This is a genomic window from Faecalibacterium sp. OM04-11BH, from assembly GCF_003482185.1.
Lineage (GTDB): Bacteria > Bacillota > Clostridia > Oscillospirales > Ruminococcaceae > Faecalibacterium > Faecalibacterium tardum.
The window spans coordinates 324,320-337,697 of record NZ_QULS01000002.1 but is presented as its reverse complement, the minus strand read 5'-3'; the positions used below and the strand labels follow the sequence as shown (position 1 = coordinate 337,697).

The window sequence follows — 13,378 nt, the reverse complement described above, 5'->3', positions numbered from 1 at the left end:
GATGCTGGCCATCTTTAAACGAGAGCTCCGCAGCTGCTTTCACGGCATGATCGGCGCAGTGCTTACCGCCTTTATGCTGGCGGCTACGGCTATCTATTTTGTGGCGCTGAATCTGGGCTACGGCCTGCCGGATTTTGGCTATTATACGCTGTACCGCACCATTTTTGTGCTGCTGCTCTACATCCCGGTGCTCACCATGCGCTCCTTTGCGGAGGAACGCCACAGCCGCACCGACCAGCTGCTGCTCACAAGCCCGGTGTCGGTGGGCGGCATCGTGCTGGGCAAATACTTTGCCCTTTGCGTCATTTTTGCGCTGCCCTGCCTTGTGGATGCGGGCATGATCCTTGTACTGAAACTACTGGGCGCTACCGGCACCAGTACACTGGCCAATTTTTCCGCGCTGCTGTGCTATTACCTCATGGGCTGCGCCGCCATTGCCATCGGGGTGTTCCTTTCCAGCCTGACCGAAAACCAGATCATTGCCGCCGTGTCCGGTGTGGCGGCGCTGCTGCTGGCCTATATGATGCCCAGCCTGCGCACCATGTTCACCACCGGCAGCGCGGTGGCGCTGGCATTGTTCACCGCCATTGCCGCCGTGCTCAGCGTGGTGGCGGGGCTGCGCAGCAAAAGCTTTACACTGGGCTGTCTTTCCTTTGCGGGGTGCTGCGTGGCGCTTACGGCGCTGTTTCTGCTCAAGAGCAGCTGGCTGACCGAAGCCTTCAGCGCGGTGCTCAGCGCCCTGTGCCTGTTTACCCCCTTTGAAGAATTTGTCAACAGCAGCTTTTCCATCCCCACACTGGTCTACTACCTGACCGTGGCAGTGGTGTTCCTGTTTTTCACCGCGCAAGGGCTGGAAAAGCGCCGCTGGAACTGAGAGGAGGCTACAACGATGAAATGGAACAAGAACGCAGCCTCTCAAAAAGGCAGAGTATTCCGCAGCGGGCTGCTGTCCACTGCCATGCTGGCGGCAGTGCTGGTGCTGGCGGTGCTGCTCAACCTGCTGGTACGGGCCATCCCTGCAAAATATACCGAGTTCGACCTCTCCGAGGCCAAAATGTACACCCTGAGCGACAGCACCAAAACACTGGTGGAGGGGCTGGAAAAGGATGTGCATATCTATTATCTGTGCGAGACCGGCAGCGAGGATGCCATCATCACAAAGCTGCTGGATCACTACGCCGCCGAGAGCGGGCATCTGAGCTGGGAGCAGAAAGACCCCACCCTGTATCCCACCTTTGCCGCCAAGTACGGTGCGGAGAATGTTTCCTCCGGCAGTCTGATCGTCACCTGCGGGGAGAACAGCACCGTACTGGATGCCGCCGACCTGTACGAGTACGACTACACCGATTACTACACCACCGGCTCTGCCAGCGTGACCTTTGGCGGCGAAAAGCAGATCACCTCTGCCATCTATAAGCTCACCGCAGCGGGGCAGAGCCACGCTTACTATACCACCAACCACGGCGAGCAGACCCTGACCGATTCCCTGACAGACGCACTGGACGCCCAAAATATCGACGCCCAGCCGCTGGATCTGCTCACAAGCACCATCCCGGAGGACTGCGACCTGCTTATCATCAACGCACCCACCACCGATTTTTCCGCGGGGGACGGCCTTGTGGATGAGGTGAGCCAGCTGCAGGATTATCTGGCGGCGGGCGGCAAGCTGCTGCTGACCAGCAGCGTCTACGCCCAGACCCCGCAGCTGGACGCCGTGCTGGCGCAGTTCGGCCTTGCCCGCGCAGAGGGCATGGTGGTGGAGGGCGACAGCGGCAAGGCACTGTATAACTCTGCATGGTCGCTGCTGCCGGACTACGGCACGCCCACCGAGAGCACCGCGCTGAACGGCGTGAATAACAATACCCATGTCATGCTGTCGGTGGCGCAGGGCATCACGGTCACCGAGACCGAGGGTGTCACCGCCGAGCCGCTGCTGAACAGTTCCTCCTCTGCCTATGCCAAGGCCGATATCGACGACCTTACCACCATGGAGCGGGAGGACGGAGACGCAGATGGCCCCTTTGCGCTGGCCGTCTGGGCACGGAACGAAGATACCGGTGCCGAGGTCCTCTGGATCGGCTGTCCCAACATGGATAACGAGCAGCTTTATCAGTCCATGCCCGGCAATCTGACCTTCCTGCAGGGCTGTGCCGCTTCGCTGGTAGGGCAGGATGTCCTTGTGGACACCAAGGCGCTGGAAGCCGAGCCCATCACGGTGGCAGGCTCTACCGCCGCTGCACTGGGGCTGACCTTTGTGTTCGTGCTCCCGGCGGCGGTGCTCATTGCCGGGGCAGTGGTGGTGCTGCTGCGCCGCCGCAGATAAGGAGACCGCCATGAAAACAAAACAGCGTGCCCTGCTGGCATTGCTGGCAGCAGCAGTGCTGCTGGGCGCGGCACTGTGGGCGGTGATCCGCAGCAACGCCAAGGCCGAGCAGGCCGCCAGCGCCGCCGCCGAGGGCAGCATCCCGCTTTCCAGCTTTGCCGCCGAGGACTTGAAGCAGATCGAGTACACCTATAACGGCGAGACCTACACCCTGCAGTGTTCCGGCGGCAGCTGGCAGTTGGCACAGGACCCCGCCTATCATCTGGACGAGAGCGCCTGCAACACCATGCGCACCGCCCTGATGGCACTGAATGCCAAACGCAGCCTGACACCGCAGGCAGGGGAGGACTACGGGCTGGACAGCCCGCAGCTCACCGTTACGGTAACGGCGGCAGGGCAGAGCACCACTCTGACCTTCGGAGCAGAGAACCCGGTCACCGGGGATCTCTATGTGCAAAAAGCCGGGGACGATGCCATTTATACCGTCAGCGGCAACAAAGCTGCCTGTTTCCAGCTGGATAAGGCCGGGCTTTTTGGCAGCTTCTGCCCCACCGGGCTCACAGCCTCGACCATTACACAGGTAGCCTACACACTGGCTGACGGCACAGCTGTTACCCTGAACGCCGTCAGTGAGCCGACCGAAAGCGCCGACAGCACGGACGCAGACAGCGCCTCTTCCTCTGCCTACGAAACAGTGTGGCGGCTGGCCTCTGACCCCGCCGCCAGCCTTGCGCAGGATAAGGTGCAAAGCCTGCTGTCTGCTCTGTGCACCTATGCCACCGCCCAGACTACGGACGCCGACCTTTCTGCCTGCGGTTTTGATGCACCGGTATTCACCGCAGCTGTTACCAGCGAGGACGGCTCCACCGTGCAGCTGGTCTACGCCTGCGGCACGGACGGGTGGTATTTGCAGGTGGAAGGGGAACCTTCGGTATACACGGTGGACACAAGCACTGTGCAGGCGCTTCTGCTGACGGAAAACGACCTGAAAACGCAGGAATGATTCCTTTTGTACGCTGCACCGAAACCAAGGTGCAGCGTATATTTTTTTGCAGCTTTTTATAAAGTTTCAGCAAACAGCGGCAGAGTGATTGACAATCCGACTGTGATTGTTTATTATAAACCGTGACAGGGTAAGTCTGCCGCGCAAGATCATGCTTCTGTGCGGGGCGGAGCATCCCTTATACGCAAAAAAGATGGGGCAGGTTCCCTGTCTTTTTTCGTATCTGAGAACAAGGAGGATAACATATAAAATGGACAACTCGGTGGTCGTTTCACTGCGGGATATCGTAGTGGAATTTGATGGACAGCGCATTCTGGATGGGCTGAATCTGGATATCCATGATAAGGAGTTTGTAACGCTGCTCGGTTCCTCCGGCTGCGGCAAAACCACCACCCTGCGCCTGATCGCAGGTTTTCTGGAGCCAAACGCCGGTAAGGTGCTGCTGAAAGGGAAGGACATTACCGGTGTGCCGCCCTACAAGCGCCCGGTGAATACCGTGTTCCAGAAATACGCGCTGTTCCCGCACCTGAATGTGTTCGAGAACGTGGCCTTTGGTCTGCGGCTCAAAAAGCTGGACGAGGACACCATCCGCCGCAAGGTACGCGATATGCTGGAGGTCGTGGGCTTAAAGGGCTTCGAGCGCCGCAGCATCAGCCAGATGTCCGGCGGTCAGCAGCAGCGCGTGGCCATTGCCCGCAGTCTGGTCAACGAGCCGGAGATTTTGCTGCTGGACGAGCCGCTGGGCGCACTGGACCTGAAGCTGCGCAAGGAGATGCAGCTGGAGCTCAAGCGGTTGCAGCGCGAGATGAACATCACCTTTATCTACGTTACCCATGATCAGGAGGAAGCGCTTACTATGTCCGATACCGTCGTGGTCATGAACGGCGGTAAGGTGCAGCAGATCGGCACCCCGGAGGATATCTACAACGAGCCGAAAAACGCCTTTGTGGCGGACTTTATCGGCGATTCCAACATCGTGGACGGCGTGATGCACAAGGACTTTCTGGTGTCCTTCTCCGGCGTGGATTTCCCCTGCGTGGACCGCGGCTTTGCCCGGGAGCAGAGCGTGCAGGTAGTGGTGCGCCCGGAGGATATCGAGGTGGTATCCCCGGTGGAAGGCCAGCTTGTGGGCGTGGTGAACGATGTTATCTTCAAGGGCGTGCACTTTGAGATGCACGTGGAGTGCGAGGGCCGCGAGTGGCTGATCCACTCCACCCGCGCCTGCACCCCCGGTGAGACCATTGGTATGCGCATCGGCCCCAACGAGATCCATATCATGGCGCGGAGCGAGGGGTGATGTGCCATGAAGATCTATGATAAAAAGCTGGCCTATCCGTACTTTGTATGGATGGTGCTGTTTACCGTTGTGCCTCTGTTCATTGTGGTGTACTACGCCATGACCGACGCCGAGGGTAACTTTACCCTGAATAACCTCACCTCCATCAGCGGCTACGGCTCGGTGTTTGCCCGCAGTCTGCTGCTGGCGCTTATTGCAACCGTTATCTGTCTGGTCATCGCCTTCCCGGTGGGGTATTTTCTGTCCCGCCTGCGGGTGAACAAGCAGCACATCATGCTTATGCTGGTCATGCTGCCCATGTGGATGAACTTTTTGCTGCGTACCTACGCATGGATGGGTCTGCTCAGCGTCAACGGCCCGGTGAACACCCTGCTGGGTTTTATCGGCCTTGGCCCCTATACCATGCTCAACACCTCCGGCGCGGTGGTACTGGGCATGGTGTATAATTATGTACCCTACATGATCTTGCCGCTGTACACCAGCATGACCAAGATCGACCAGAGCCTTGTGGAAGCTGCGCAGGATCTTGGCGCCAACACCACCAAGACCCTTGTGCGGGTGCTTATCCCCATGAGCGTGCCGGGCATCAGCACCGGCATCACCATGGTGTTCGTGCCGGCGGTGTCTACCTTTGTCATCAGCCGTATGCTGGGCGGCGGCTCTAACCTGCTGATCGGCGATTTGATCGAGATGCAGTTCTTGGGCAACAGCTACAACCTGAACGTCGGCTCTGCCATGAGTCTTGTGCTCATGATCATTGTGCTGCTGTGCATGAGCTTTACATCCAGCTTTGACGAGGATGAAATGGAGGGCGTATCCTGATGAAAACAAAACATCTGCGCCTGATGCAGCGGGTCTACATCATCCTGTTCTTCTGCTTCATGTATCTGCCCATTGCCTACATGATCGTGTTCAGCTTCAACCAAAGCAAGGGCTACTCGCTGTTCACCGGCTTTACCTTTAAATGGTACCGCAGCCTGTTCACGAATGCGTCCATCCTCCATGCGCTGTGGGTGTCCGTTGAGGTAGCCATCCTGTCCGCCATCATCGCCACGGTGCTGGGTACGGCAGCCAGCCTTGGCATTGCCTCCATGAGCCGTAAAAGCCGCCTGCTGGTGACCAACATCACCTATATCCCGGTGGTCAACCCGGAAATCATCACCGGCATCTCCCTGATGCTGCTGTTCGTGGCCTACCAGCGCTTCGCTGCGCAGTCCGCGTGGCTGCCGGACAACATCATGGGTCTGCCCACGCTGCTTATTGCGCATATCGCGTTTAATGTGCCCTACGTTATCTTTAACGTAAGCCCCAAACTCAAACAGCTGGATATCAAGCTGTACGAGGCAGCGCTGGATCTGGGCTGCGACCCCCGACAGGCTTTCTTCAAGGTCATCCTGCCGGAGATCAGCCCCGCTATCCTGTCGGCCTTCCTCATCTGCCTGACCTATTCCATCGACGACTTCATGATCTCCTACTTCAACTGCGGCACGGTAGAGACCCTGCCCATTGCCATCTACTCCATGACCCGCAAAAAGGTCAGCCCGGAGATCTACGCGCTGTCCACCATCATGTTTGTGGTCATCCTCAGCGTCATTCTGGTGTCCAATGCCATGGAGAGCCGCAGCTACCGCAAGGATCAGAAAACGCTGCGAGGGGAGGGTGCATAATGAAACGCATTGCTGCATTGCTGCTGACACTGGCTGTGGCGCTGTGCGCCGCACTGCCGGTGCTTGCCGCCGGTACCATTGAGGTGACCGAGGACGTCTCGGTGTCGGACGATTACGACTGGACCCGCTTCAAGGGGCAGAACGTCACCCTGAACGTCTATAACTGGGGCGAGTACATCTCCAACGGCTCGGACGACAGTGTGGACGTGGTGGCCGCCTTTGAAAAGCTGACCGGCATCAAGGTGAACTACACTACCTTCGACTCCAACGAGTCTCTGTACGCCAAACTCAAGTCCGGCGCAGCCAACTACGATGTGATCATCCCCTCCGACTACATGGTGGCAAAGATGATCAACGAAGGGATGCTTGCACCCCTTGACTACGACAATATCCCCAATTTCCAAAAGATCGATGCAGGCTACCGCAACCCGGATTACGACCCGCAAAACGCTTACACCGTGCCCTATATGCTGTGCACCACCGGTATCATCTACAACACTACCATGGTAGACGAAGCCCCCACCTGCTGGGCAGACCTGTGGGATGAACAGTATGCGGGCAACATTCTGATGTTCAACAACAGCCGCGACGCCTACGCTATCGCTGCATTTAAGAGCGGCCACAGCATCAACCCCGCCACCCCGGAGGAGGTGGACGAGGTGGTGGAGGAGCTCAAGGCGCAGAAGCCGCTGGTGCAGGCCTACGTCATGGACGAGATCTTTGATAAGATGATCGGCGGCGAGGCAGCTATCGGCGTGTACTACTCCGGTGATGCCATTACCATGATCGATGATAACCCGGACTTGGCTTGGGTGTTCCCGGAGGAGGGCAGTGTGCTTTCGGTGGACTGCATGGCTGTGCCCGTTGCCAGCGAGCACAAGGAAGCCGCCGAGATGTTCATCAACTTCATGTGCGAGACCGATATCGGCAAGGCCAACAGCGAGTATATCGGCTACACCACCCCCATGCACGATGTATGGGAGGTACTGGACGAGGATCTGAAGACCAGCGAGATCGCCTACCCGTCTGAGGAGGATGCCGCCCGCGAGAAGGTGTTCACCGCCCTGAGCGACGAGGTAAACAGCGAGCTGGATCTGAAGTGGAGCGAGATGAAGAGCTACGATGAAGGCGGTGGCAGCTATCTGTTTTTGCTGTTGCTGCTGGCTATGTTGGCACTTGCCTGCTTTAATATCTGGCGCAAAGTGCGCAGAAAGACCCGCAATCAGTATTGATCGTTTCAACCAAGGCTGCCGTCCCGGACGTGGTGCGGCGGCCTTTTTCCGATAGGAGGAAAAGACTATGGAACAGTTTTATTATGAAGGCACCGCCGTGGTAGAAAATGCCGATGCAGACTGCCACAGCCTGCTCAAGGCCAGTGCCCTGCTGCGCTATGTGGAGCAGATCTCCACCATGCACGCCCGCCACTTTGGCATGGACGATAAGTTCTTTGAGGATCACGGCGTAGCGTTTCTGGTGGGCAAGCAGGCGCTGCGGTTCAGCCGCGTGCCCCGCCGGGGCGAGACCTTGACCCTTTGCTCCCGCTCAGAGAAGAGCATTCGCGGCTCTATCAAGCGCGTCACCACCCTTACGGACGAAGCCGGGCAGGAAGTAGCCATGGTGGACAGCCGCTGGATCATGTCCAGCCTTGAGAATGGGCACATCCTGCGCCAGCCGGGCTGGACGGTAGAGGGATACTGGAACGAGACGGTGGAAGAGGAACTGCCCCTTTTGCTGCATAAGCGCCGGGACAGCCTGACCAGTGCCGGCCTGTTTACGGCGCGCTACTCCCAATGCGACCTGCACTACCACATCAATAACGCTTTTTATCTGGATATCGTCTGTGACGCGCTGCCGCTGGAGATCATGCGCGATCACGTTGTAAAGTTTGCCTCCATCAACTATCACCGTGAAGTCCCCATGGGGCAGCAGGTGGAGGTGTTCTACACGCCTTCGGATGATGGCTGGTACTTTATTGCCAAGCGCGCAGACAAAACGGCTTTCGAGTGCTATCTGGAGCTGGAGCCGGTCAAACAGTAAGTGCCCGGAGGAAAAATGCCTATGTCCAAGACCAAGGAACTTTTTTGCACCTTTTTCAAGATCGGTGCCTTTACCTTTGGCGGCGGCTACGCCATGGTGGCGCTGCTGGAGCACGAATTTGTAGAGGAAAAGCGCTGGCTCACCCGGGAGGAGTTTCTGGATATGGTCGCCATTGCCGAGTCCACCCCCGGCCCTGTGGCGGTGAACAGTGCCACCTATATCGGCTATAAGCTGGCCGGGGTAGCCGGTGCGGCGGCCTCTACCCTTGCGGTGTGCCTGCCGTCCTTTGCAGTCATTTACGTTATTTCACTCTTTTTCGACCGCTTTTTGCAGCTGACGGTGGTGGCCAATGCCTTTAAAGGCATACAGGCCTGCGTCATCTACCTGATCCTATCCGCAGGGGTCAAGATGCTCAAAAATCTGCAGCGCACCCCTTTCAACACGGCAGTGGTGGCGGTGGTTCTGGCGGCCATGGTGGGCTGCTCTGTGCTGGCGGTAAAATTTTCCTCCATCTGCTGCATCCTGTTTTGCGGCGCAGCCGGGGTGCTGACCTACGCGGTAGGGCAGGGGAAGAAAGGCGGCACAAAATGATCTTGTTGCAATTATTCTGGAACTTTCTGGTCATCGGTGCGGTGTCCTTTGGCGGCGGCTACGGCATGATCTCGCTGGTGCGGGAAACGGTGCTGGGGCACGGCTGGCTGACCGAGAGCGAATTTCTCAGCTTTATCGCGGTGTCAGAGTCCACCCCCGGCCCACTGGCGGTGAACATGGCTACCTTTATCGGCGCTTCGCAGGCGGGGCTGGCAGGCTCCTTTGTGGCAACGGTGGGGGTGGTGCTGCCTTCTTTTGTTATCATCCTGCTCATTGCGGCGGCGCTGCACAGTTTGATGAAGTATGCCGGGGTCAACGCCTTTCTGGCCGGGGTGCGCCCCTGCGTGGTGGCTATGATCTTAGCCACCGCCTGCACCATGGGGCTTTCCACGCTGGGGGGCTTTACTACCCTTGCCGGCGGCTTTGCCCCGGATGTGCGTGCGTTGGCGGTGTTTGCCCTGCTGGGCATTCTGCATTTTGCCTATAAAAAGAAAACGCAGAAAGCGCCGTCCCCCATTGGGATGATTCTGCTTTCTGCGGTGCTGGGCGCAGTGCTGTGGAGCATCTGACCCGGCAAGAAAGGATACTGCAATGAACATTACCGTGTATCTGGGCGCAAACCTTGGCAACGACCCTGCACTGCCACAGGCTGTGCAGCAGCTGGGGCGCTGGATCGGCGAAAGCGGCAACGCACTGGTGTACGGCGGCAGCAAAAGCGGCCTGATGGGGCTTTTAGCCGACAGTGTGCTGGCCGCAGGCGGCAGGGTGACCGGCGTAGAGCCCAAGTGCTTTCTGGACGCAGAGCTGCAGCACGAGGGTCTGACCGAATTGATCGTGACCGAGGATATGCCCGCCCGCAAAACCAAAATGATCGAGCTGGGCGATGCCTTTATTGCATTCCCCGGCGGCACCGGCACGCTGGAGGAGATCACCGAGGTCATCAGCAAGCTGTCTCTGGGGCAGCTGGACGCGCCCTGCATCCTCTACGACCTGAATGGCTACTACCAGCCCCTGCATCAGCTTTTGCAGCAGATGATCGCCATGGGGCTTTCCACCTCGGCACGGCAGCGGAATATCACCTTTGCTGCCGACCTTGCCCAGATCCGCGCGATTCTTGAAAAATGATACTGGGAAGCTTGCTTCTCAAACGTAAGGAGACTGCTGTACATGGCTTTGTGCGGCGGTCTTTTTTCATAAAATGGGATACCGGGTCGTCCACGGACGACCCGGTATCCCGAAAAAGAAAAAATCATTCCGCTGGTTATGCCCATAGCGCACGCGGAGGGCATTTAAAATCTTTCTGCGCAACCAAAAAGGCCGCTGCACAAAACAATGTGCAGCGGCCTTTTGCTATCCTGTTATGTACGCTGTGCGCGTTAAACTTAGGCGGCAGTGGTGGAAGCAGCCTCAGAAGAAGCAGCCTCGCTGACAGCAGCCTCAGAGGAAGCAGCCTCGGAAGATGCAGCCTCAGAAGAAGCGGCCTCGCTGGAAGCAGCCTCAGAAGAAGCAGCCTCGGAAACAGCGGTGGTGCTTGCGGAAGCAGCCTCAGAGGTGGAGGAAGCAGAAGCGGTAGAAGTACCACCGCAAGCGGTCATGCCAGCAGCCAGAGCCAGAGCAACAACAGCGATGCAAATATTCTTGAGTTTCATATCAATGATCTCCTTAGTCTTCTTGTAAATGTTTAGCAGCGGGCTTTCGGTAACACCTCACTGCGATGCTATATTCTAATCCGTTTTTGAAAAAAATCAAGAGGATTTTGGTCGAAAGTTATAATCCATGTAAAGAATCTGCATAGTTGTCATAAACTTTCTCCAAAGTAAAAGACTTTTTGGCAAAAATAAAACCCGGAATAGAGCCTGCGCTGCCGGACGAGGAACGCAAAGTAGAAAAAATCTGAAAAAATATCAAAGAATCCTTTTTATTGGATTGCAAATGTAGATAATAGAGGCACAGCAGGGGACGGACATCCCCTGGAAGGCTGAACGACAAGAACATTTGTGGAGGATAATACAATGAAAGACTTTGATTTTGGCTACTTTGGCACCGGTGACGAGGGCTATGCCCAGTACATGACCGCATTCGAGCGCAATTTCAGCACGGACAGTACCGACAGCCTTACGTCCGATGACGCGGACTGCGATGCAGACAGCTGCGACAGCACTGAGGACGATTTCTAAGTTCGCACCTTTTTGCCCATTTGCGCATACAAAGGGCAAAGGGGGAATGCGGCTTGAACCGGATCGTTTTCACACTTGGAATCTGGCTGTTCCCGGCGGCGTGCACCGCGCTGGGAGCAGCAGGGGTGTTTTTGCTGCGCAGGCAGGCAAGACCGGCTACCCGGCGTATTTTGTGCGGAATGGCGGCGGGTATCATGCTGGCGGCCAGCGTGTGGAGCCTGCTGCTGCCGGCCATTGCCCGGTCTCAGGGCAGGGCAGCATGGGTGCCCCCGGCGCTGGGGCTTATTTTAGGCGCTGTGGGGCTTTTACGGCTGGAGGATGCCGCCGGACAGCTGCTGGCGGGCGGTCCCGGGCATTGCGGGCGCATGGTGCTGGCGGTCACCCTGCACAACCTGCCAGAGGGCATGGTGGTAGGGCTGGCAGCGGCACTGGCGCTGCACGGGGACGCAGATGCCGTAAGCGGAGCACTGGCGCTGAGCCTTGGCATCGGCTTGCAGAATATCCCGGAGGGTGCGGCGGTCAGTCTGCCGCTGACCCAGAGCGGGCGCACCCGGGGGCAGTCCTTTGCCGCCGGTGCGGCCTCCGGGCTGGTGGAGCCCTTGGGCGCGGTGCTGGCCTTTGTGCTGGCCGAATGGGTAGGCGCAGCGCTGCCATGGCTCATGAGCGCGGCGGCGGGCTGTATGGTGTGTGTGACCGCACAGGAGATGATCCCTGAGGCGGTGGAACCGGATGAAGTGGCCGGTGTCATCAGCATCGTGCTGGGCTTTGCCCTGATGATGGCACTGGATGTGGCCCTATGATATAGTAAAAGCAATGCCGGACAGACCTTTTGGCCTACCCGGCATTGCTTTTATGCAAAAAGGATTTATACCGTCTGCGGCTGCTTCTGGCGCAGCTTACGCCGCACCACCAGCAGGCAGGTCAGGTGCACCAGTGCGGTCAGCGCCCAGCTGATGGGGTAGCTGATGTACAGCATAAAGGGGGTGCGGTTCAGCTGGAAAATGGTGGCGATCCACACCAGCCGCAGCGCACACACGCCGATAAGGCTTACCACCATGGGCAATACGCTGTAGCCCAGCCCGCGCAGGCTGCTGGCCAGCACGTCCATAATGCCGCATAGCAGGTAAAAGCCGCAGATCAGGCGCAGCCGCTCGGCACCGGTGGCAATGACCGCTGCGTCCGAGGAATAGAAGCGCAGCAGCTGATGTCCTGCCAGCGCTGCGCCGCCGCCCAGCACAAGGCCGGTGACCACCGCACACAGCAGGCAGTTGCGGATCACCCGGTCAAGGTTGTGGTACTTGCGTGCACCGATGTTCTGGCTGGTAAAAGTGACAGCGGCCTGTGCAAAGGCGTTCATGGCGGTGTACACAAAGCCCTCCAGATTGGAGGAGGCGGAGTTGCCCGCCACCACCATGGAGCCGAAGGAGTTGATGGAGGACTGGATGACCACGTTTGAAAGGCTGAACACCGTGCTCTGCAGCCCGGCGGGCAGACCGATGAGCAAGATCTGCTTCAGCGTTCCGGCGTGGAAGGCCAGCCGCCGCAGATCCAGCCGCAGTGCGCCCTCCTCCCGGACGAGCATCCCGGTCACCAGCAGCGCAGATACGGTCTGGCTGATGATGGTGGCCAGTGCCACGCCCGCCACGCTCATGGAAAAGCCGATGACAAAGACCAGATTCAGCACCACGTTAATGGCACCGGCAGCCGCCAGACAGTACAGCGGGCGTTTGGTGTCGCCCACCGCCCGCAGCAGCGCACTGCTGAAGTTGTACAGCATGGTCATGGGCATGCCGATAAAATAGATCTTCAGGTACAGGGTGGAAAGGCCGATCACGTCCTCCGGGCAGCTCATCAGCTCCAGCAGGCCGCGCGCAGCGCAAAAGCCCACCACCGCCAGCAGCACGCCGCTGACTAAGCCCAGCGCTACGGCGGTGTGCACCGTATCCTGCACGCCTTTTTCGTCCCGGGCACCAAAGCACCGGGCTGCCACCACGTTGGCACCCAGCGAAAGCCCGACGAACAGGTTGACCAGCAGGTTGATCAACGCGCCGTTAGAGCCAACGGCAGCCAGCGCCGTGCTGCCCGCAAAGCGCCCCACCACCACAACGTCGGCGGCGTTGAACAGCAATTGCAGAATGCTGGATGCCGCCAGCGGCACGGAAAACAAGATGATCTTTTGCAGCATGGGCCCGCTGGTCAGGTCTGCGGAACGGCTGGTCGTTGCCATGAATTATCTACCTCCTATAATAAGCCTTGTGTGAACATAGCAATTGCCTATTATAG

The 13,378-nt window shown here is 58.3% G+C and carries 15 protein-coding genes; 13 read left to right on the top strand and 2 right to left on the bottom strand.

Going from position 1 to position 13,378, the window contains the following annotated elements:
- Nucleotide 1: 1 nt before the first annotated feature.
- From DXB44_RS03355 to DXB44_RS03305, 11 genes are all read left to right on the top strand, one after another.
- The gene (locus DXB44_RS03355; protein ID WP_118657731.1) at nucleotides 2-874 is read left to right on the top strand and encodes an ABC transporter permease; all 873 of its coding nucleotides are present in this window, start codon (nucleotides 2-4) and stop codon (nucleotides 872-874) included.
- Between the two features lie 15 nt (nucleotides 875-889).
- Nucleotides 890-2,323 carry a Gldg family protein gene (locus DXB44_RS03350; protein ID WP_118657730.1) on the top strand — a complete coding sequence of 478 codons (1,434 nt, stop codon included), beginning with the start codon at nucleotides 890-892 and terminating at the stop codon, nucleotides 2,321-2,323.
- 10 nt (nucleotides 2,324-2,333) lie between these two features.
- Entirely contained in the window at nucleotides 2,334-3,326 is a 993-nt protein-coding gene (locus DXB44_RS03345; RefSeq protein ID WP_118657729.1) for a DUF4340 domain-containing protein, read from the top strand.
- Nucleotides 3,327-3,576: 250 nt separating this feature from the next.
- Nucleotides 3,577-4,623, top strand: coding sequence for a spermidine/putrescine ABC transporter ATP-binding protein (potA, locus tag DXB44_RS03340; RefSeq protein ID WP_044960643.1), 1,047 nt, complete (start codon nucleotides 3,577-3,579; stop codon nucleotides 4,621-4,623).
- 6 nt (nucleotides 4,624-4,629) lie between these two features.
- The gene (locus DXB44_RS03335; protein ID WP_005926516.1) at nucleotides 4,630-5,445 is read left to right on the top strand and encodes an ABC transporter permease; all 816 of its coding nucleotides are present in this window, start codon (nucleotides 4,630-4,632) and stop codon (nucleotides 5,443-5,445) included.
- Nucleotides 5,445-6,290, top strand: a complete 846-nt coding sequence (locus DXB44_RS03330; protein WP_097780105.1) for an ABC transporter permease — start codon at nucleotides 5,445-5,447, stop codon at nucleotides 6,288-6,290. The genes DXB44_RS03335 and DXB44_RS03330 overlap by 1 nt, the downstream gene beginning before the upstream one ends.
- Nucleotides 6,290-7,522, top strand: a complete 1,233-nt coding sequence (locus DXB44_RS03325; RefSeq protein ID WP_118657728.1) for a spermidine/putrescine ABC transporter substrate-binding protein — start codon at nucleotides 6,290-6,292, stop codon at nucleotides 7,520-7,522. Before DXB44_RS03330 ends, DXB44_RS03325 begins: the two co-directional genes overlap by 1 nt.
- Before the next feature lie 67 nt (nucleotides 7,523-7,589).
- Nucleotides 7,590-8,327, top strand: coding sequence for an acyl-ACP thioesterase domain-containing protein (locus DXB44_RS03320; RefSeq protein WP_118657727.1), 738 nt, complete (start codon nucleotides 7,590-7,592; stop codon nucleotides 8,325-8,327).
- Nucleotides 8,328-8,348: 21 nt separating this feature from the next.
- The gene (locus tag DXB44_RS03315; RefSeq protein WP_097780108.1) at nucleotides 8,349-8,918 is read left to right on the top strand and encodes a chromate transporter; all 570 of its coding nucleotides are present in this window, start codon (nucleotides 8,349-8,351) and stop codon (nucleotides 8,916-8,918) included.
- Nucleotides 8,915-9,487, top strand: coding sequence for a chromate transporter (locus DXB44_RS03310; protein ID WP_097780109.1), 573 nt, complete (start codon nucleotides 8,915-8,917; stop codon nucleotides 9,485-9,487). Before DXB44_RS03315 ends, DXB44_RS03310 begins: the two co-directional genes overlap by 4 nt.
- 22 nt (nucleotides 9,488-9,509) lie before the next feature.
- The gene (locus DXB44_RS03305; protein ID WP_055184692.1) at nucleotides 9,510-10,043 is read left to right on the top strand and encodes a TIGR00730 family Rossman fold protein; all 534 of its coding nucleotides are present in this window, start codon (nucleotides 9,510-9,512) and stop codon (nucleotides 10,041-10,043) included.
- 257 nt (nucleotides 10,044-10,300) lie between these two features.
- Here the strand turns inward: DXB44_RS03305 and DXB44_RS03300 are convergent, their stop codons facing one another.
- Complete coding sequence (locus DXB44_RS03300; RefSeq protein ID WP_097780110.1) at nucleotides 10,301-10,567, bottom strand: hypothetical protein; 267 nt, start codon at nucleotides 10,565-10,567, stop codon at nucleotides 10,301-10,303.
- A gap of 363 nt (nucleotides 10,568-10,930) precedes the next feature.
- Between DXB44_RS03300 and DXB44_RS14610 the strand changes: the two genes are divergently transcribed.
- A complete protein-coding gene (locus DXB44_RS14610; RefSeq protein WP_199680555.1) occupies nucleotides 10,931-11,095 on the top strand; it encodes a hypothetical protein in 165 nt (54 codons plus the stop codon).
- A 53-nt stretch (nucleotides 11,096-11,148) separates the two neighbouring features.
- Nucleotides 11,149-11,895 (top strand): ZIP family metal transporter, encoded by a 747-nt coding sequence (locus tag DXB44_RS03295; RefSeq protein WP_070101981.1) that lies wholly within the window; start codon nucleotides 11,149-11,151, stop codon nucleotides 11,893-11,895.
- A gap of 65 nt (nucleotides 11,896-11,960) precedes the next feature.
- Here the strand turns inward: DXB44_RS03295 and DXB44_RS03290 are convergent, their stop codons facing one another.
- Complete coding sequence (locus DXB44_RS03290) at nucleotides 11,961-13,322, bottom strand: MATE family efflux transporter (protein ID WP_118657726.1); 1,362 nt, start codon at nucleotides 13,320-13,322, stop codon at nucleotides 11,961-11,963.
- Between the last annotated feature and the right edge of the window lie 56 nt (nucleotides 13,323-13,378).